Genomic DNA, 21143 nt, shown 5'->3' on the forward strand with positions numbered 1-21143 from the left:
TTTCACAAACCACGGGGGAGTCTCCAATGAAAAAACGCACTTTGCTTTGCAGTGCGCTGCTGGCTGCTATTGCTGCAAATGGACTGATGTTTAGCCCAACAACTTTCGCTGCGACCAGTGCTGATACGGAAACTGGCACTTATCTCGATTTTCGCAAAGAAACGATTTACTTTGTTTTTCTTGATCGTTTCAGCGATGGAGATGTAAGCAACAACACGGGCCACAATCCAGCAACTTACGATCCGAACAACTTGAAAAAGTATGTTGGGGGAGACCTTCGTGGCTTAATTGATAAACTGCCGTATTTAAAATCACTTGGTGTCACCGCGATTTGGATTACTCCGCCAGTGGATAACGCCGACAATATCGATGCCAATGGCGGGGCTGGTTATCACGGTTACTGGGGACGTGATTTCTTCCGTGTGGATGAGCACTTCGGCACCTTGGATGATTTCAAAGAACTGACCAGCAAAATGCACAGCGCAGAATACAACATGAAGCTGGTTCTCGACTATGCTCCTAACCATTCCAATGGGAACGATGAAAACGAATACGGCGCTTTATATCGTGATGGGCAGTTTATCACTGACTACAACAGCGATGTCGCGGCAGGCACTGACTGGTATCACCACAACGGTGGTGTGACCAACTGGAACGATTGGTATCAAGTACGCAATTTTAATTTGTTCAACCTTTCTGACTTCAACCAATCGAATACCAATGTGTATCAATACCTGCTCGATGGCTCTAAGTTTTGGATCGATGCAGGTGTCGATGCGATAAGAATTGATGCGATCAAGCATATGGATAAGTCGTTTATTCAGCAATGGACGACGGACATCTATGACTACAGTAAGAGCCTTGGTCGTGATGGCTTTTACTTTTTCGGAGAATGGTTTGGTGCCAGCGCCAATACCACCACGGGTATCGACGGTTACGCTATAGATTACGCTAACACTTCCGGTTCAGCGCTGCTTGACTTCGGTTTTCGCGATACTTTAGAGCGAGTGTTGGCTAACCGTGCTGGCAATAGTATGAAAACGCTAAATAGCTACTTGGAAACGCGCAAATCAGTTTTCACCAGTGACGATTGGCAAGTGGTGTTCATGGATAACCACGATATGGCGCGTATCTCAACTGCGTTGCGTTCTAGCGCTTCTACGTTTGGCCCCGGTAACAACGAGGCGGGCGGCAACCAGAGTGAAGCGTTTGCCCAGCAGCGTGTTAATTTAGGGCTAGTGGCGACTATGACAGTACGTGGTATCCCAGCCATTTACTACGGTACCGAACACTATTCGGCAGACTTTACCCAGAACGCTTTTGGTCAAGTAGGCAGTGACCCGTACAACCGTGAGAAAATGCCAAGCTTTAGCCAAGATACACAAGCGTTTAAGATCATCCAAGCACTGACTGATCTACGCCAAAATAGTCTAGCGATTCAACGCGGTAGCTACACGCAGCGATGGGTTGATGACGATGTGTTGGTCTATGAGCGCCAAGAAGGAGAAGATGTTGTGACTGTCGCACTCAATCGCGGCTCAGTAACATCAGTAACGGTAGGTAATTTGGCACTTAGTGATGGCAGCCACACCAGTTTAATTGGTGATGACATTGTAAGCGTGAGCGGTGGCGAAGCGACTTTCCATTTGGCCCAAAACCAAGCAGTAGTGCTGCATGGCAGTGGTGGCGGTAGCGTCGACCCGACATTGAAAACCGTCGCGTTCACATGCTACAACGGCTACACTAATCTTGGTCAAAGCGTTTATGCCGTTGGCAGTGTTGCACAGTTAGGCGGTTGGGCTCCGGCAGGCGCGGTTAAACTCGATCCTGCGCAGTATCCAACTTGGAGCGCAACCATTGATGTACCAGCAGCGCAAAACATCGAGTGGAAGTGTCTAAAAAGGGATGAAACCAACCCTGAGTTGAACGTAGTTTGGCAATCAGGGGGTAATAACCAACTTGATAGCAACGCCAATGCAACCCAAGGCTCTTTCTAATTTGAGTTCGAAGATATGAACTCAAATTGCGCGAATAGCTGCTGTTAAAACTAAACGTCCCCACGGTCTATGTATCTTGGGGACGTTTTCATTGCATTCATCGAGCTAGCCTTTCTTATCATCAGTTTTCCCAATTCATTGAAGTACGTTTATAAAGCTTGCATCATAGATGCACGATTTAAGGCTGATAACCGACCAATAAACGTAAAGTGATTTCAGGATAAGCTAGAATATGAACTATTTTTCATCCCCTTTTGCAGGTATTCCGCTCAAACAGCAAGTGACGAACCCGAATATCATTGTCGGCGAACATAGTTACTATTCCGGTTATTACCACAACCATAGCTTTGACGATTGCGCTCGCTATCTGAACCCAGATATCAACGATGTTGATAAGCTCATCATTGGTCGGTACTGCTCTATTGGTTCTGGCGCTGTTTTTATGATGGCTGGCAACCAAGGACATCGAAATGACTGGATCAGTACATTTCCATTTTTTTACATAGATAATGAGAATTTCGCCGACTCTGAAGATGGTTTCCAGCGAGCGGGTGACACTGTCGTGGGCAATGATGTATGGATCGGTTCTGAAGCGATGATTATGTCAGGTGTCAAAATCGGAGATGGTGCCATTATCGCTAGCAGGGCAGTAGTGACCAAAGATGTTGCGCCCTATGAGGTTGTCGGTTCAAACCCAGCCAAACATATAAAATTCCGCTTCTCAGAATCAGAAATAGACATGTTACTTGAAATGAAATGGTGGGATTGGTCTGAAAGTCGAATTAAAGGCGGCATGAAGCATCTTTGCTCCGGTCACGTGGTCAACCTTTATCAATACTGGCAGCAAGAAGTTCGTTCATAATCGGCATTTAAGAACTAAAAGCCTTTCCTATCCTGTCAGAAGCGGTTTGGAACAATAAATCTAAACCGTTTCTGTGCATCCACAACTAAGTCTCTTGTGATGGATGAAATAGCTACTTCCTGTTTACCTTTATCTACTTCATTGCTCTAGTCCAATTTCCCAAGTCGGCATCCGGCCCGATTTCAACGGTTATAATTAAGGTATACAAAAACCGATATCAGGTTAATTCAAGGATGTTTTATGAATAAGAAATATCGAATTGAGAAAGATAGTATGGGGGACGTTAACGTTCCTTCTGACGCTCTCTATCAGGCTCAAACACAAAGAGCCATCGATAACTTCAACATCAGTGAGCATAAAATGCCTAAAGACTTGATTGTGGCGTTAGCTTATATCAAACAGGCGGCAGCAAAGACAAACGCCAAGTTAGGCACATTAAACAGCCACATCGCTGATGCAATAATCAAAGCTGCGCAAAGCGTTATTGATGGTCAGTATCATGACCATTTTCCGATTGATGTCTTTCAGACTGGTTCTGGCACCAGTACAAATATGAATGCCAATGAAGTGCTGGCGACACTGGCGAGCCAAATATTGAACGAGAAAGTAAGCCCCAACGACCACGTTAACATGGGACAAAGCAGTAATGATGTGATTCCAACTGCCATTCAAGTGAGTGCTGTCATGACATGTGAGAAATTGTTGATTCCGGCACTCTCTCATTTAGCTGAAACACTCAGAAGCAAACAGAAGGAACTGGACGGGATTGTTAAAACGGGCAGAACGCATCTAATGGACGCGATGCCAATTACATTTAGTCAAGAACTAAGTGGCTGGGAAGCACAAATACAACATGCTTCTCAGTCAATTACCTCTGCTTTGGAATCGGTAAGAGCACTTGGGCAGGGAGGAACCGCAGTAGGAACGGGTATTAATGCTCATACAGGCTTTGCTGCAGATTTTTGTAATAACCTAAGTCAGATCAGTGATTTATCCTTTAAGCCAAGTGGCAACTTCTATTTTAATTTGAGCTGTCAGGATTCGATTGTTTCTCTATCCGGTCAGTTAAAGACGCTGGCTGTTGCCTTGATGAAAATATCCAATGATTTACGTTGGATGAATTCAGGTCCGCTTGCAGGGCTTGGTGAAATAGAGCTGGAAGCTTTACAACCGGGTTCATCAATCATGCCGGGCAAAGTAAACCCAGTGATCCCCGAAGCTGTGGCAATGGCTTCGGCACAGGTAATAGGCAACGATACCACCATTACGGTTGCTGGCCAGTCAGGAAACTTCCAGCTTAATGTTATGTTGCCTGTCATTGCTTACAACCTGCTTGAATCGATGCATTTACTCACCAATTCATGCATTTCACTGGCAGATAAAGCGATTAAGCCGTTCAAAGTGCGTCAGGAAAATATTGATAAGGCTCTTGCCAAAAATCCAATCCTTATTACCGCGTTAAATCCGGTGGTGGGTTATTTGAAAGCGGCCGAAATAGCGAAAAAAGCCTATAAGGAAGGCAGAGCTGTCATTGATGTCGCGGAAGAAGAAACCGATTTGAGCCGCGAAGAATTAGAGCACTATCTTGATCCTAAAACATTAACGCGTGGTGGACTTGTATAAACGAAGCTGCGGGACAAAATAACTGTGCCCGCAGCGTAGGAATAGTTCTCTGAATATTAATAAGATTTTGAATACATTGACGGATTTATTAAGGGTTCAGTTAGTCTCGCAACATAATGTCGAGCTGATCCACTACCTCTGCCCAGTCGGCATCTTGTTCGATAGCTTGTTTCAAAAATCCGATTGTGATCTTGTCCAAAAACTCGCTTTATGTATTGGAGCTGAATCTCGGGTATGCCGGTGGTTCTTCACGAACTCTTTGATTTCTTTAGGTGAATGCCCTAAACCAAGCTGCTTAAATAGCTCCGGCATACCGTGTTGATATATTTCCATTATCGACCTCCTCAATAGCGTTCACTTACCTCAAGTATATACGCTACTCAGAAATTGATGGTGCTAAGCCAAATGCGAGAGTTTTCTCTCGTCTACTCAACAGTTTTTAACCTTGACTGCCATTCAGATATTTCATTTCAATCAGCGAACAATTAACCAGACAAATTGATGCATAAATGTGAAATTTGTCACGATAGCGTAAATATTATTTGACGTTGCCATGTAAAGGAATAGAGTGAAATCGATTTCACTTTGCGAATGGATTGCGATTTTATGTTTGATTTGAGCATCATTTATAAGTACTTGGGTTCGTTTATTGATGGCTTCGAAATCACAGCTTCAGTAAGTGCTTTGTCGATTATTGGTAGTTTCCTTGTTGGGCTAATGGTTATGTTTGCTTGCGTTAGTAGCAACAAGCTGGTCAGCAACATTGGATACGCCTATATCAATTGTTTTCGAAATATCCCGTTTATCGTTCAGGTATTCTTTATTTTTTACGGACTTCCTGAGTTAGGGATTTTTATAGACCCATACACAACCGGAGTCTTAGCTTTATCCATAGCAGTCGGAGCATATTGTGCTGATGTGCTAAGAGCTAGCGTATTGCAAGTTGATAATGAAGTAATAGAAGCAGCACAGTCCTTTGGCTTATCAAGAAAGTTAATTTACCAAAAAATAGTTCTTCCTATTGCGTTACGAAATTCTATAAGACCATTAGGTTCAATTTTTATAAATTTAATATTGACGACTTCAATATTATCCACGGTTACATTGAATGAACTAACAGGTGCAGCAAAAATAATAGCGGCAGAGACATTTCGTCCATTTGAAGTCTATTTTTTCTTGCTGCTATTTTATTGTGTTTTAACATATATATTGTCATTTTTGATATCTAGAGTTCACGCAAGATTAAATAGACACTTTGTTACGGAGAACTGATTATGTCTAATAATGGATTTGTGCCATATGATTTGATTGTACTCCTAAAAGGGATAGGCGTATCCCTAGAAGTTTTTATAATATCAAGTGTTATTGGGGTCATATTGGGTTGTTTGCTTGGATTAGCACGGCATTATAGAGTCACTATTATCGGTTCTATATCAACGTTTATTAGTGAATTTTTAAAAAACTCACCAGTGATTGTGCAGTTATTTTTAATTTACTTTGGCCTTCCTATTTTTCTTGGTATTGATATGGATGCGCGACAGGCTGCAACGATCACACTCTCAGGAAATACAGCCGCGTTTATTTCCGTGATTGTAGTTTCAGCGCTCGCCTCTATAGATAAGGGGCAGATTGAAGCCGCTAGAGTGTTTGGCCTTTCAGAATGGAAAATTCTAACCAAAATTGTTACTCCTCAGGCCTTGTTGGTAGCAATAGCGCCACTAGTAGGATTGGCTGTTAACCAGTTACAAGTAACGTCATTAATTTCAGTCATTGGAGTTATGGATATTACTAAAGTAGGTCAAATACTAAATCAACGAACATGGCAGCCATTTTTGGTGTGGCCTGTTATTGGAATAACATATTTTATTTTGTCCTGGGTGTTATCTAAAGCTGGGTTGCTTCTAGAAAACCGTTTAAAGAAACATCAAAGTTGGGTCAGCATTTAAGGATAAGCAATGATTTCGATTAATAACGTTCAGAAGAGTTTCGGTAATACAGTAATACTTGATGGTGTGTCTCTAACTATTAATAAAGGCGATGTTGTCTCTATTCTTGGAGCAAGTGGTTCTGGGAAATCTACACTGATTCGTTGTATTAATGGATTAGAACGATTAAATGGTGGAGATATTAAAGTTGGTGAAAATTCTGTAAAAAACAAAGTTGAACTCAATGAAATAAGAAAAAAAGTTTCAACCGTATTTCAACACTTTAATTTATATCCACACCTTACTGTATTGGACAACATAACTTTAGCGCCTATTGAAGTCTTAGGGTGGGAAAAAAGCAAAGCAATAGCTAAAGCTACTGAATTGCTTAATTTGGTTGGCTTACAAGATAAATCTGATTCTTATCCATCACAATTATCTGGCGGGCAAAAGCAGCGTATTGGAATCTGTCGTGCTTTAGCTATGGAGCCTGAATGTTTGCTGCTGGATGAAGTAACAAGTGCTCTTGATCCAGAAATGACTTCTGAAGTTCTCGATGTATTGGCTGATCTAGCTAGAAGTGGCACAACTTTGATTTTTGTCACCCACGAAATAGCGTTTGCTCGAAAAATATCAAACCGAATTGTTTTCCTCGATGAGGGAAAAGTAAGAGCAGATATGGAGAAAGAGCAATTTTTCTCAAACGACGGCGGAAAGCAAGATCCCCGTATAAAAAGATTCTTAGACAAAATGGATAGTAAATAATGATTGTTCTCTCTAATTCTGAAGCTTGGCCTGGCATTCAAGATACAGCTGATATGTTGGATCGCGGCGAAAATGGCCTAGATGCAATTATTTACGGCATAGAAAAAGTAGAGGCTGAGCCCAAAGTCCGTAGCGTAGGTTTTGGTGGTTGGCCAAATCTATTAGGTGACATGGAATTCGACGGTGCAGTCATGGATGGGGACGATCTCAGGACTGGCGCAGTGGGTGCAGTTAAAGATCACTTCCATGTCACTCGCGTGGCGAGAAAAGTGATGGAAGAACTGAACCATGAAATCCTTGTCGGTGAAGGCGCTACTCGTTTTGCTTATGAGATGGGCTTTAAATGCAGTTCTCCATTGATGGAGGAATCGAAAGAGGTTTGGTTTAAAAAACTGCAGGAAATCACTAACGAGCAGAATCCAGACATGTCTACTCGACCTTTAGCAAAGTTAAACACATTAATCACGGACCCAGAAAAAGTTCGAGACACAACGGTTTTCCTTACCAAGGATAAAAACAACAGTATCTATTCGGCTACCAGTACATCTGGATGGGCATGGAAATACCCAGGTCGTTTAGGTGACTCTCCTATTGTTGGTGCTGGATTTTACGCCGACAGTCGTTTTGGTGCTGCGGCATGTACACATACCGGAGAGATGACTATCCGAGCTAATACTTCTTACTCAATTGTTATGGCAATGAGACTTGGATATTCGCTGCATGAAGCTGTTGATATGGCTATCGCTGAACTGAAATCGCTTAAAGGAGGATTCTTAGCAGGCGTTGTTATCCACGCAATTGATAAAGACGATAATTATCGAGTGGTTAATGTTGGATGCGAAGAAGAGATTAAATACTGGTTATACAAAACAGGAATGGAGCGTCCGCAACTTTGTGTGGCGGAAAAATGTTAACAATGGAGTAACTATATGAAATTCAGAAATATAGCATCTACAATTCTTTGTAGTGTTTTGGCACTTAGCACAGCAAACGCTGTGGCTGGCAAATTGGAAGATATCCAGGAGCGCGGATATATCAAAATAGGTGTTTCTTTAGGTGGTGAACCTATCGGGTTTCGCGATCTAAAGAATGAACCTGCTGGATATGATGTGGACTTGGCGTATCGCTTAGCTGAAAAGTTGGGCGTAGAACCACGATTTACTGATGTTCATGGCGATGCGCGAGTTTCAATGCTTTTCTCTGACCAATTGGACGCGGTTATCGGTAATATGTCTGCTACTTTAGCTCGTGCTAAATCTGTTAACTTTACCATCCCATATAACCGAGCGGGTTTGCGAATTGTTGCTCAAAAAAGATTGAATATTAAGTCTCTTGAAGATCTCAATGGGAAGAAAGTTGTTGTAGGCCGCGGCTCGACGGGCGAAGCATTTTTGAAGCGTGCGGTACCTGGAGCTGAACTGGTCTACACAGATAACTTTGCTCCTGATGGAGTATTGTTGTTACGTCAAGGCCGTGTTGACGCAGGTATTGAAGATAGCTCATTGGTTGATTACCTTGCCACGAAAGATGACAAGTTGGTAACGTTAGAAGGGCTTTACTCAAACGATCCTATCGCGATTGGTATTCGTAAAGGCGACCCTGAATTTTTACGTTGGATGGACATGTTTGTCTCTGACTACATTAACTCTGGTGACTATGAAAAAGCTTACCGTAAATGGTGGGGCGAAGATGCAAATGCTCCAACATTAACGGGTTCATGGTAATCCTTTAACCCTTTAGATATTTGCCCTTTCACACAATTCCTCCCCCTTTGTGGGAGGGGCAAATTTTTTATATCAACTTAGGATGAGTTAACGGTGAACGGAATTACGGTAGAAGTTTGTGTTGATAATCTACAGTCTTTAGAAACTACGATTGATGCTGGTGCTGATAGAATTGAGCTATGTAGCTCCTTATTACTGGGAGGTATAACACCAACGTATGGATTAACAACAATTTCGGTAAATGCGCAAATTCCCATTTATGCGATGGTACGTCCTAGAAGCGGAGACTTCCTATTTAGCAATAATGAAATTGCCATGATGTGCGATGAAATCCAGTTCTTCCGTGATGTGGGTGTTGAGGGCGTAGTGATTGGCGCTCTAACTCAGAATGCAGAGATAAATGTACAGGCTGTAAGAAAGTGGGTTAACAGTGCGGGTAACATGGGTATTACTTTTCACCGTGCATTCGATTTAGTTGAAGACCCGATAACGTCAATGGAAACACTCATTGACTTAGGTTGTCAGAGAATACTGACATCCGGAGGTTGTGCCACAGCGTTCGAAGGAATACCTCGTATAAAAGAACTCGTCAGTAAAGCTAATAACAGAATTTCTATCATGCCGGGGTGTGGCGTTAATAATACGAACGTAAAACATATAATTGAATCAACAGGCGCGACTGAGATACATTTGTCAGGTAAAAAGTCAGTGCCTAGTCTAATGAAACGTTCAAAACATTCTGCGACCATGGGAAGTGATTCGGAGAACGATAACTTCTTAGAGGTAACTGATTTCCACATAATTAAAGATGTAGTGACACAACTTAATGAGAACTAAACCTGCTGTACCAACTTTAGATGATGTTGCCAAGTTAGCTGGAGTGTCTAAATCTGCGGCTTCGCGAGCGCTTTCTGGTAAAAATCGCCCGATAGCCTCAGATAAAAAAGCCCGAATTTTACAAGCTGCTGAAGAGTTAGGATATGTAGCCAATCCATTTGCTCAAAGTTTAAGGGAAAGTTCAACAGGACTTGTCGCGATTGTTGTTAACCACATTGCAGACCTCAGTGACCTGACACTTTTTGATTCACTTATTCAAGCAATCCAAAGTTTGGGCAAGCAAGCACTATTTATACGTCTACGCTCAGAAGATGATATAGCGGAAATTAAGAGAAATCCGTTTGTACATAGAGTGGATGCGGCATTAATTTTTTCCGATTTAATTGAGCCTGAAGAAGCTCCGACGTTATTTTTCACTGACAAAGTGATCATGCTAAATGGGAAAAAAGCGGATACAGGTTTATCAGTAACTATCAATGAAGAATTGGGGATAGAAAAAGCCGTTGCTTGTGCCAGTCATCATCACGTTACTAAAGCCATATTATTATGTGGTCGTAAAACCTCAGTGACAGAACGGCAAAGAATCGAGAGTTATCATAAGTTCATGGAGTGCTTCAATATTGACTCCATTCATGTTGCATTTTGTGATTACTCTTATGAATCTGCATTTAATCATCTACAAAATCAGACGTACTCCGATACGAGTAATCTAGGAATTTTTTGTACTTCAGATGCAATGGCTATGGCGGCAGTAGATTTCTCCCGCTCTAAATACCCAGAGTTAATACAAAGAAAAGTTATTTATGGTTTTGATAACACTCCATTTTCTCAAATGGGGGGATATTGTTTTTCAACGATTGGGTATAGCAAAGATGAATTTATTGAAATGATCCTTAAGCTATTAAATAAAAAGACATTTAAACAAACTAGGTCAAGACATTTATCCGTAGATACTGAGTTCTATGAAAGATAATGGTTCTATTTGAGTCACCCCCTACCATTAAGACTAGTGTTTAGCATCTTGGTCTTGAAGTTCAGAAAAGACATAGGTCTAACATTTAGCTGTATGGCAATTTAGAAAGGCAGAGTCGTTGATTCTGCCTTTTGCCTATCTAGTCATTTCTAGCTAAAAAACACTGCCCATTGTGTTCTAGTCCACGCTTTACACCACACCTGTTTATCAATAATTGACCAACTTTTGTTAATGGATAAATATGTCCCTAGTTTGATATGGGATGCTATACCGAAGCTGGGATTTGCTTTCGAGTAATTAGTAAACGGGAGGTGAGATGCAAAACGGTAAGTTGATCTGGCATGTTGCGTGTGATGAATCGGGCGTGGATGGTCAGATATATTATGGTTTTGGTTCGCTATGGATGAAATACCAAAGACGAGGAGACTTCGTTCGAATTGTTCGAGAGTTGAGAGATAAGCATAACTATACCAACGAGATTAAGTGGCAAAAAGCTCATAAAAAGCACTATGCTGACTTTTATGAAGATCTAATCGAAATGTTCTTCAAGCATCAATGGTTAGCTTTTCACTGTATTGTTATCCGCAAGGGTATGGTTGATAAAAAGTATCATGATGGCGATTACGACCTAGCAATGCGTAAGCATTTCACCAAACTGATTCAAACCAAAATTGGCGCAGTTTATAAAGCCCACCCTCAGAGGCAATGCGAGTTTCGAATTGAAGTAGACCCTTTACCGTCACGCTATAAGAAAGCTGATGAAGCATTCCATAAAATTGCAAATAGTATGCTTAAGAATCAATTCGGTGGTGAAGTACCTATACGTTCAGTGGTAACTAAAGATTCTAAGGAGTCAGAACAAATACAAATTGCTGATTTTTTGCTCGGAGCTGTAATGAGTGCATTCCAAGGTAAAGCAAGTTCCCCTGCGAAACTGAAAGTTGCTGAGAACATTGCCAGCTATTTGGGGTGGGACTCTTTATTACACGATACCAAGCCACATGAAAGGAAGTTCAACATTTGGTATTTTCATGACCCCACTAAAGGTCCTCGTGAAATCGAAACCAAAGAGGTTAACCTTAAATACCCACTCCCCAAACGCACATAACAAGACGTTTAGGTTTGATTGAAAATGCTTAGCAACTAGTGTTCAAATCGGCTTACGTATTTGCGGTTGATATCTTGAGTTTAGTGGGGCGTATCCAACACCTTAAGGTGGCGTTATTCTAAAGCATTCAACATGGAGAAAATAAATGGAATTAAATTCACTGTTACTATTTGTGATCGCTTGTCTGGCTATCAATATGATACCTGGACCAGACGTAATCTACATCGTTTCCAATACAATGAAAGGTAAGTTGGCTTCAGGCTTTAAAGCTGCAATGGGGTTGGGTGTGGGCTACTTTGTTCATACACTCGCCGCGTGTTTAGGTTTATCTGCAATAATCCTCAGCTCTGCTGTCGCCTTTAGTGCGGTAAAATGGCTGGGCGCTGCTTACTTAGTCTATTTAGGTGTTCAGTCGCTAATTTCAATGTGGCGCGGTGAGAGCAAATTGGTGGTTAGTGAGAATGTTGAACGCAATAAAAATGTGTTTGTGCAGGGTGTTATTGTTAGTGTCTTGAACCCGAAGGTCGCGCTATTTTTCCTTTCATTCTTGCCTCAATTTATCGATACATCAGCAGGCGTTGCATCAATGCAATTACTAATGCTTGGTTCGTTGTTCAGTGCATTAGCTACGCTGTGTAACATTCTATACGCTTCCGTTGGTAGTTGGGTATTTAGTCGTCCAAACTCTCAGCGATATTCACGAGCACTTGAGGGAGTCTCTGGAGTTCTGCTTATTGGGTTAGCAAGTAAAGTGGCTATTAGTGATCGTTAGGTATTTTTGAACTAAACCCGAACCGATAACCCATAATAAAGCGAGCCTTGGTGGCTCGCTTTTTACTTCCAGCTTAACCAGTCACTCTGGAAAGTGGTGAAGGGTTATCACTAATAGTGAACTAATCCAGATAAGGTTTAATGGTTTGGATTGAGCCGTCTGCATTGTGATGAAGCTCGGTCATTTTGATGCTTCTTAAGTGAGTCTGACCGCCTGATAACGTGCTGTCATGGTAGAACAAGTACCATTTGCCTTGATACTGAACAATCGAGTGGTGAGTTGTCCAGCCTAGCACGGGTTCAAGAATCACGCCTTGATATATAAATGGTCCATATGGCGAATCACTTGTCGCGTAGACAATCTTGTGCGTATCTCCCGTGGAGTACGAGAGGTAGTAAACATTATTATGCTTATGAACCCAAGGGCCTTCAAAATAGCGACGTTCTGTATCACCTGCTTTTAGCGGCTCACCGTTTCCATCAACGATTAGCACGTCTCTTGGTTGCTCTTCTAAACTCACCATATCTTTGGCTAACTTTGCCATTTTAGGCATTAGAGAAGCTTGGTCATCTGCAGGGTAGTTGTCTTCACCATATTCACCTTGAGTCCAACGTTGTAGTTGTCCTCCCCAAATACCACCGAAGTACAAATAGTAATCTTGGTTGTCTTGGTATACCGCAGGGTCAATACTGAAGGTGCCTTCAATATGCGTTTCTTCTGCTTTGAAAGGACCTGCTGGAGAATCCGATACGGCTGCGCCTATATGAAAAACACCTTGCGCATTTTTAGCTGGGAAATATAGATAATATTTGCCATCTTTTTCAGCTGCATCGGGCGCCCACATTTGTCGTTCTGCCCACTTTACATCTTTCACATCCAAAGCAAGGCCGTGGTCTGTCACTTCTTCTAAAGATTCATCAAGAGAGAAGACGTGGTAGTCAGACATATCAAAATGATCGCCATCATCATTAAGTGGCTGATCGGTTTCAATGTCATGAGAAGGGTAGACGTAGATACGGTCATTAAACACATGGGCTGAAGGGTCTGCCGTGTACATGTGTTTTACCAGTGGAGGCGATATCGGCTTTAGCGAGTTAGCTCGGGCAAGGTCAAGTTGAGTAATGCGTTCAGCATCGCTCAGTTCAGGATGTTCTACTGTTTGGTCCGTCATGAATTGGTTTCTCTTATTGGAATTGATAAAAAATACCATGAGATGACGAATCTGAGCTGCAAAAATTCACCTCAGACCGTCTTAATCAGGCGTTACAGTTACTTATAAATGAAACCGTTAACGATGTTTTCTAAGTACTCTTGGCGGCCAGATACTTTTTCTGGAGCAATAGAGTTTTCAACAGCGTAGTTTGCCACCGCTTCTAAAGACATATCACCAGAAAGTATTTTCTTACCTAGATCCGTGTTCCAGCCTGCATAGCGTTGAGCGATGTTCTTAGATAAGAGATCATTTTCAATCATATCTGCCGCACGCTCTAGTGACAGAGCCATAGTATCCATGCCGCCAATATGACCGTGGAAGAAGTCTGCTAAATCTGTCGAAGGGCGACGTAGTCGGGCATCGAAATTGAAGCCACCGGTAGTGAAACCGCCAGCCTTTAAGATTTCATACATTACCAAAGTGTTTTCTTCGACACTGTTCGGGAACTGGTCTGTATCCCAACCAAGTTGTGGGTCGCCTCGGTTTGCATCAATAGAACCAAAGACGCCTAGCGATGTTGCAGTGGCAACTTCATGTTGGAAACTATGGCCAGCAAGGGTTGCGTGGTTTGCTTCAATGTTAACTTTGATTTCTTTCTCTAATCCAAATTGTTTCAGGAAGCCATAAACGGTAGCCGTGTCATAGTCATACTGATGCTTGGTTGGTTCTTGAGGTTTTGGTTCGATAAGAATAGAGCCTTTGAAGCCAATCTTGTGTTTGTGTTCAACCACCATCTGCATCAAGCGACCAAGTTGTTCGCGTTCTTGACGAAGGTCGGTGTTAAGAAGAGTTTCATAACCTTCTCGACCACCCCACAATACGTAGTTTTCACCACCTAGTCGCTGAGTTGCGCCCATTGCATTGAAGATTTGAGCCGCTGCATACGCGAATACTTTAGGATCAGGGTTTGAACCCGCGCCCGCCATATAGCGAGGGTTGGAGAATGCGTTAGCCGTTCCCCACAACAGTTTGATTCCTGTCTCTTCTTGTTTGCGTTCTAGTACGTCGACCATCGTTTGGAAGTTATTGACGTACTCTTTCAGTGAATTACCTTCAGGTGCTACGTCAACATCATGGAAGCAGTAGTATGGAGCGCCGAGTTTTGTGAAAAATTCAAATGCAGCGTCTGCTTTTACATAAGCAGCTTCCATTGAGTTTGAACTCTTTAACCATTCATGTTCAAAGGTTCCAGTACCAAAAACATCCGAGCCGCCCCAGCCAAAGTTGTGCCAGTAAGCCACAGCGAATCTTAGGTGTTCTTGCATGCTTTTTCCAAGAATCATCTTATTTGCATCATAATGGCGAAATGCTAGTGGGTTAGTCGAATCTTTTCCTTCGAACTGGATTTTATTTATACCTTTAAAGTATTCAGTCATTGTGTAATTCCAATAGTTTCATATGGGCTTTATTCTCTGACAAATTTAAAGGTTTTGTTTTTTCTATCAATTATGTTTTTTAATACTGGTATTCCTCTATTTTACAAGTGTGTTAAATATCTCAGAAATACTATTAATTCATCACTAATATGCATGTAACTCATTGATTTACTGATTTTGATTCATGGGTTTTTCAGTGCTGTTCACATAAGTGAAATATCGTAAAAGCATTACTAATTTGTGCAAGTTGATTATATTTTTGTGGATAAACAAAATATTTATCGGTGAAAATGTATCCTGGAGTAAATATAAAAATGAATATGGCCAATACCGATAAATTATCAATAAAGGAAAAGGTCGCCTACGGATTAGGCGACACGGGGTGTAACTTTGTATGGCAAACTGTCATGCTTTTTTTAGCTTACTTCTATACCGACATCTATGGTTTATCCCCAGCGCATATGGGAACCATGTTTTTGATCGTTCGTTTTATTGATGCCGTCACTGATCCTGTTATGGGTTCTATTGTTGATAGAACTCAGTCAAAACATGGGCGTTACAGACCCTATCTGTTATGGATGGCTGTGCCTTTTGGTGCTGCTTGTATGTTCGCTTTCTTCACGCCAAATGTTGGTGAAGTGGGTAAAATCGTATATGCGTATGCGTCCTACATCTTCCTGACGTTAATGTATACCGCTATCAACGTTCCTTACTGTGCAATGGCAAATGCTATGACGAATGACTCTGCAGAGCGTACGTCATTACAGTCTTACCGTTTTGCTTTAAGTACGGCTGGTGGCCTTGTTGTAGCTATGGTTGCTTTGCCGTTGGTAGAAATTATTGGTCAAGGGGATGAGCAAAAAGGCTACCTTGGTGCCATGGCAATTATGGGTGTTGGCGCAATTGCGTTGTTCTTCTTTAGCTTCTCAAACACCAAAGAGCGTTATGTGCCTCAAGAAGAAAAACAGTCCGTATTTAAAGATCTAAAATTGCTGGCGAAGAATAGCCAATGGAGAGTGTTGTTCGTTGTTAACGTAGTGCTGCTGACGGGCGTTGTACTTAAAGGTGCATCAACCATGTATTACGTAAAAATTGTGATGGGCAGAGCTGACTTGGCAACCACTTTCATGGTTTGTGGCATGCTGGCAAATATCGTTGGCGCTATCTTATCTGCTCCGCTGTTAGGTAAGTACGACAAGCCAACGGTCTACAAAATTCTTATTGTGATATCTGGTATTCTTTCTGCGATGATTTACTTGGTTGAACCATCAAACATCGTAGCGGTTTTCTCATTAGTGATTTTGCTCGGCATAGTACAGATGGCAACTACTCCAATTCTGTGGAGTATGATGTCTGACGTTGTTGATTACGAGAAAACACGCAGCAATCGTTCACTGAGTGGAATGGTGTTTTCAACCAACCTATTCGCTATCAAACTTGGTATTGCTATTGGTGGAGCAGGCGTGGGTTGGATTCTTGCTTGGGCTGGCTATCAAGGCGGAGCAGAAGTGCAAACTGATGAAGCGGTTAATGCCATCAATCTTCTGTTTACCGTGCTACCGGGTGTGTTCTTTGCGTCGCTAGCGGTGTTTATGTTGTTCTATAAACTCGACAACAAAAAGTTGGGTGAAATAAAACAAGAGTTGGTAAAACAGCAACAGAAAGAGCAACCAGCTAGTTTTGTCCCTGAAATTAAAGAGCAAGAAGCACTCGCATAATTCATCGGAGTTGCGCTCTTTTTACAACAAATAAGAAAGCCCCTAATTTCAGGGGCTTTCTCTTGTCATTGACCTTAATTATCCATCAAGAATATTAAGGCTTGTAGATGATCACTGACTCATTTTGATCACTGGTAAATACCACGCTGGCTTTCTTCTTAGCGAGTTCAATTTCACATTGTGTTTGTGTACATGAGCCTCCAGATTCAGACCATGTTCCTGAAATATTTGCACCGGAGCTATATGAGACTCTCGCAATCCAAGTTTTGCCCATACTAATACTTTCTGTCACGATTGCAGGAGATTCGCTGACATTGACAGTATTCTCATACACATCCACGGCTCCCTTATCATCAGTAACGGTGAGAGTCACGTAATAGGATGCGTAAGCACCGTAAACATGAACGACAATATCACCAGACCCAAATGAAGAATCGTCAAAATTCCACTCGTAAGAGACAATCGTACCGTCACTATCCGTTGAAGCAGAAGCATCAAAGGTACAGGTAAGATCGGTACAGTTTGCATTGAAATGAGCCGCTGGTGGAGCATTCTCATTACTACTATTCACATCAATTAATGTCGGTACAAAAGCGGCACTTTGAATATCGAGTAGTGGTTCTTTGACACCGTCGGGGCTGGTATCTACCCAGTTACTATTTCCCTTTGTTATAAGGATATTTTCGATTTGAGTTGGTTCATTTTCCTTGCTGGCTAATAGCGCTGCTGCTCCGGCAACATGGGGAGATGCCATTGATGTTCCGCTAATCGTACCGTAGCTTCCTTTTTCAATTGGGTAAGTTGAGGTAATACATACACCAGGGGCGGCGATGTCTACAGGTGTTCCCCAATTACTAAAATTGGCTAAAGTATCATCTTCGTCTGATCGACATGTAGCAGAGCCATAGCCGCCTACTAGTCCATCAAAATCAGCGAGAGCGGAAACTGTAAATGCAAACGGTGCGTTTGCTGGGGTAAAGCCGGCGCTATCGGCATTTGAGTTCCCGGCCGCTACGACAACAAATACACCTGCTTCAAAGGCTGCTTTAATGGCGCTATCCATTGCGTTGCTTTGTCCACTGCCGCCTAAACTCATATTAATAACGTCGATATTGCCCTGTTTTACCACCCAGTCGATACCGGCAATGATTCCAGCAAGCGAACCTGAACCCGCTGAATCCAAAACTTTAACCGCCCACAAACGTACTCCTGGCGCGACACCGACAACTCCAAAATCATTATCTAAGGCACCAATGGTTCCTGCGACGTGTGTACCGTGGTAGTGGTCGTCATCGTAGCCTTTGGTTTCATCGCAATAGTAAGTTCGATTCCATGGAGATTTCCCTGAGTAACTTAGACAGTTCGCACCGCCAACCACGTTGAGGTCTAGGTGGTCAATATCAATACCCGTATCAAGCACCGCAACATCTGCATCTACATGTTGATCATCGGTATTGTTGATGCTCAGAGTTACGTCGTTTGCGAAAATTCGCTCAACACCAGTAGGGAATGTTTGCAAAAATGCTGTTATCGGTAGGTCTTGTTCCACATACAGCACATTAGGGTTGTTTAGGATTCCTCTTAACGCTTTCTCTGGAATTGAAATAGAAAAACCTCGTATGGCATTTTCATAAATATAGCCAACACGACCATTTGCTTGCTGTGCAATGTCACTAGCCACTGCAGAAGGAATCGTACTTGGCTTGAGTACAACAATATATTTGTTTAAAACGTCGGCATTTTGAGCATAGCTCGTTGATATAAAGAAGGTTGTTAGCATTAAAAGCAAAACGTTGCGCATGATATTCATGACCGCTCACCTTAAACGTCTTTTAAATGTTACTGATAGTATAGTTAATAAGTGTGAGGTTGGTCTTAATACTAAAGTGTTGCTTTGGGAGTGAACGAATTAAAAAGCGAGCCGCTTAGGGCTCGCTTGGAGAGTAGTATTCTGACTCTGAAGTGAACTTAGAACTTGTCTACTTTGAAGAACAGCGTTTCACCATTGCTGTCGTCTACACCGTCATTGTCGGTGACTGCATAACCCTGACCGGATGCATCGATAGTGAAACCTTCGATTTTATCGACCACATAGCCTTTCGCTGCTTTTAGTTCAGGCAGGAAATCGTGAACCAAGGTTTTGCTTACCGTTGGTAACTGAGAGCCTAATGGCGCCGGTTTTAATTCCGAAAGTGCAACCTTATAAAGACGTTTTACTTTCGCATCGCTATCCAGCTGATTATCACGCTCAACAATGTATGCGTTGTCTCCGTAGATAGTGATTTCAGACAGACCAATCCAACCTTTTTGCGCGCTTTCTAATGGATATCTGACCGCGCCCCATTGCTTGGTTTTGGTGTTGTAGGAAAGCAGTTTGACGGTGTTTTTCTCATCATCTTTCCAAGGACGTTGAATTGCGACCCATAAAGAATCACCCTGAATAGCGATACCCTCAGCACCAAATCGTTCTTGATGTTGAAGTAATTCAGCAGGGAAAGGAACGGTTTGGTCAATTGCGCCGCTTTTGGTTACATGTAGCAGTTGATGCGGAACGGATTTTTCAGCGTTGCCCTCAGAAGCGAGCCAGAATCCGTCTTGTGGGTCAACGGCAATACCCTCTAAGTCGAGTTTTTCCGCGGCTCTGCCGCCATGAGTGATGATGATTTTGTCTTTAATCAGCGCAGGAGACTGTGTGGCATCAACAGTAAATATAGCGGGTTGAGCAGAGTAAAAACTGTCACTGATGGCATAAAGTGTGCTTGCTTGGTTTAGATCTGCCGCCAGCCCTGACAGTGCTCCCCAGCCAATAGGACGATTATTGTTGTCCATTGTGGATTGAATCATAGGGTAGGTCGGTGCTGCATTCGTCCATTGATAAATCATCACATGAGAGCGGGCACCTTTGTCTTTCACCATGTCTTCTTCGTTTGCAGTCGCAATCAGACCTCGTTTTGGAATCGCAATTGCGGATTCAGGTGCGATGCCAGAAGGCAGCATTTGAACAAGTTCTGGATCGGCTACAGTATCACGATAGACACCCATAATTGAGCCACGTTCAGACATAACAAAAATGTACGTATCGTTGCCGAATTTTGCTACTTCAATCCCTTCTGGCTCAGCGCCTTTTTTACCTGAACGTTTTTCTGGGTAATGACCCGCTTTGACCACTTCGTATTCAAAACTCGCTCCGCTTTCAAACAGAACTTCGCCTTGTTTATTGAAAATGGTAAAGCCACGGGCACCGCCTTTGTAATCGCCTTCGTTCGCTATGACGAAACGGTCATTGTCGAGCCATTTGACTGAATCGGGTTCTCTACGCACGTTCGTTAGCGATTGGTTGAAAGTCAGTGCGCCATCTTTCTTGGTATCAATATTGTTGAGATCAACTGTGCCTGCCGAAAAATGATGGATGATTTTTCCAGATTCCGCATCAATGATGGCGATGTGGTTGTTTTCCTGAAGTGTCAGCGCTATTTCATTGTTATCGTTGAAAGCGACAAATTCCGGCTCAGGATCGGTTGGTGCAATCTCGGTGATGCCCGTTAAATCCACTTTCTTGATGCTCGCGCAATCAAGTTTGTTGTTTGTGATCGGAACAATCGAAAGATAACCCGCAGGCATTTGTGGCAATTCGCCATCGTTAAGTTCTTCGTCACGCTCATTCTCTATCGCAACGGCAACAAAACGCCCATCTTTCGATACCGCCACAGAATCAGGCTGTCCTCCCAAATCACACTTTTGAATCAGCTTATGACTCGCGATAGAAACAGCGGCCAGATAACCTGAAGGTTCGGTGTAGCTTTTAGAAGTGTTTACACCCGCAACCACCATTTTGCCGATTGCTGCTACTGACGTTGGTTCACCTTGTAAATCAAGGAACCCTGCTGCTAAAGGCTGATTTGGGTTTTTAATGTCGATGAAACCAATACCACCCATCGGGCTGTCAGAATAGATCAAGGTATTGCCATCTTCCGATGCGGTTATGATCTCTGATGAAGTCACCGATGATTTCGCTTTACCTGCGGGAATGTTGTCCGCTACCGCAAATGTAGCAATACGTTGAAATGATTCTGCATGCGCAAAAGATGAAGCGGCTGCGATGGTTGCCGCAAGTAATGTGGTTTTTAAATATTTGACTTCCATGCCTTATTCCCAGTTATTTAAGACTTAGCCGATCACGCTAGTTGGGCTGTGTGTCAGTTGCATGAGAGTTTTATGTCGTTATGTTTACACCGTCTGGATCTGTTACG

General features: G+C 42.5%; 17 protein-coding genes and 1 pseudogene. 13 read left to right on the plus strand and 5 right to left on the minus strand.

The window, feature by feature from the left end:
• Positions 1-26 precede the first annotated feature (26 nt).
• The 3 genes from P4S58_RS21985 (at position 27) to P4S58_RS21995 (ending at position 4482) form a co-directional block, all read left to right on the plus strand.
• Entirely contained in the window at positions 27-1997 is a 1971-nt protein-coding gene (locus tag P4S58_RS21985; RefSeq protein ID WP_337165750.1) for an alpha-amylase family glycosyl hydrolase, read from the plus strand.
• 232 nt (positions 1998-2229) lie between these two features.
• Positions 2230-2859, plus strand: a complete 630-nt coding sequence (gene catB, locus P4S58_RS21990; RefSeq protein ID WP_112403422.1) for a type B chloramphenicol O-acetyltransferase — start codon at positions 2230-2232, stop codon at positions 2857-2859.
• A 240-nt stretch (positions 2860-3099) separates the two neighbouring features.
• A complete protein-coding gene (locus P4S58_RS21995) occupies positions 3100-4482 on the plus strand; it encodes a class II fumarate hydratase (RefSeq protein ID WP_337165752.1) in 1383 nt (460 codons plus the stop codon).
• Between the two features lie 100 nt (positions 4483-4582).
• Here P4S58_RS21995 and P4S58_RS22000 read toward each other — a convergent pair.
• Positions 4583-4815: pseudogene (locus P4S58_RS22000) on the minus strand (DUF2789 family protein).
• A gap of 273 nt (positions 4816-5088) precedes the next feature.
• Here P4S58_RS22000 and P4S58_RS22005 point away from each other — a divergent pair.
• The 9 genes from P4S58_RS22005 to P4S58_RS22045 all read left to right on the plus strand — a co-directional run bounded on the left by P4S58_RS22005 (position 5089) and on the right by P4S58_RS22045 (position 12586).
• Complete coding sequence (locus P4S58_RS22005) at positions 5089-5754, plus strand: amino acid ABC transporter permease (RefSeq protein ID WP_102940029.1); 666 nt, start codon at positions 5089-5091, stop codon at positions 5752-5754.
• Between the two features lie 2 nt (positions 5755-5756).
• Positions 5757-6428: an amino acid ABC transporter permease gene (locus P4S58_RS22010; protein ID WP_102939651.1), complete on the plus strand. Its 672-nt coding sequence runs from the start codon at positions 5757-5759 to the stop codon at positions 6426-6428.
• Positions 6429-6437: 9 nt separating this feature from the next.
• Positions 6438-7172: an amino acid ABC transporter ATP-binding protein gene (locus P4S58_RS22015; protein WP_102962161.1), complete on the plus strand. Its 735-nt coding sequence runs from the start codon at positions 6438-6440 to the stop codon at positions 7170-7172.
• Positions 7172-8086 (plus strand): N(4)-(beta-N-acetylglucosaminyl)-L-asparaginase, encoded by a 915-nt coding sequence (locus tag P4S58_RS22020; RefSeq protein WP_337165754.1) that lies wholly within the window; start codon positions 7172-7174, stop codon positions 8084-8086. Before P4S58_RS22015 ends, P4S58_RS22020 begins: the two co-directional genes overlap by 1 nt.
• A gap of 15 nt (positions 8087-8101) precedes the next feature.
• Complete coding sequence (locus P4S58_RS22025; RefSeq protein WP_102962159.1) at positions 8102-8896, plus strand: transporter substrate-binding domain-containing protein; 795 nt, start codon at positions 8102-8104, stop codon at positions 8894-8896.
• Between the two features lie 93 nt (positions 8897-8989).
• Entirely contained in the window at positions 8990-9733 is a 744-nt protein-coding gene (locus P4S58_RS22030) for a copper homeostasis protein CutC (RefSeq protein WP_337165758.1), read from the plus strand.
• Positions 9723-10706 (plus strand): LacI family DNA-binding transcriptional regulator, encoded by a 984-nt coding sequence (locus P4S58_RS22035; protein WP_337165759.1) that lies wholly within the window; start codon positions 9723-9725, stop codon positions 10704-10706. The genes P4S58_RS22030 and P4S58_RS22035 overlap by 11 nt, the downstream gene beginning before the upstream one ends.
• 316 nt (positions 10707-11022) lie before the next feature.
• Positions 11023-11814 (plus strand): DUF3800 domain-containing protein, encoded by a 792-nt coding sequence (locus P4S58_RS22040; RefSeq protein WP_237292108.1) that lies wholly within the window; start codon positions 11023-11025, stop codon positions 11812-11814.
• Between the two features lie 145 nt (positions 11815-11959).
• Positions 11960-12586, plus strand: a complete 627-nt coding sequence (locus P4S58_RS22045) for a LysE family translocator (RefSeq protein ID WP_237292107.1) — start codon at positions 11960-11962, stop codon at positions 12584-12586.
• A gap of 121 nt (positions 12587-12707) precedes the next feature.
• On the opposite strand, the gene P4S58_RS22050 is transcribed toward P4S58_RS22045, so the two are convergent.
• Positions 12708-13757 (minus strand): glycoside hydrolase family 43 protein, encoded by a 1050-nt coding sequence (locus P4S58_RS22050; protein WP_102962156.1) that lies wholly within the window; start codon positions 13755-13757, stop codon positions 12708-12710.
• 98 nt (positions 13758-13855) lie between these two features.
• On the minus strand, positions 13856-15175 hold the full coding sequence (xylA, locus tag P4S58_RS22055; RefSeq protein WP_042481506.1) for a xylose isomerase: 1320 nt from the start codon (positions 15173-15175) through the stop codon (positions 13856-13858).
• Between the two features lie 320 nt (positions 15176-15495).
• Here xylA and P4S58_RS22060 point away from each other — a divergent pair, with 320 nt between their 5' ends.
• Positions 15496-16893, plus strand: coding sequence for a glycoside-pentoside-hexuronide (GPH):cation symporter (locus P4S58_RS22060; protein ID WP_337165868.1), 1398 nt, complete (start codon positions 15496-15498; stop codon positions 16891-16893).
• A gap of 94 nt (positions 16894-16987) precedes the next feature.
• Here P4S58_RS22060 and P4S58_RS22065 read toward each other — a convergent pair whose 3' ends face one another.
• Both P4S58_RS22065 and P4S58_RS22070 read right to left on the minus strand, forming a co-directional pair.
• Positions 16988-18703: a S8 family serine peptidase gene (locus P4S58_RS22065; protein WP_337165762.1), complete on the minus strand. Its 1716-nt coding sequence runs from the start codon at positions 18701-18703 to the stop codon at positions 16988-16990.
• A 158-nt stretch (positions 18704-18861) separates the two neighbouring features.
• Positions 18862-21036: an esterase-like activity of phytase family protein gene (locus P4S58_RS22070; RefSeq protein WP_337165764.1), complete on the minus strand. Its 2175-nt coding sequence runs from the start codon at positions 21034-21036 to the stop codon at positions 18862-18864.
• Positions 21037-21143: the final 107 nt, after the last annotated feature.

Origin of the sequence: Vibrio sp. Hal054 (assembly GCF_037162405.1) — a bacterium.
GTDB classification, from domain to species: domain Bacteria; phylum Pseudomonadota; class Gammaproteobacteria; order Enterobacterales; family Vibrionaceae; genus Vibrio; species Vibrio diazotrophicus.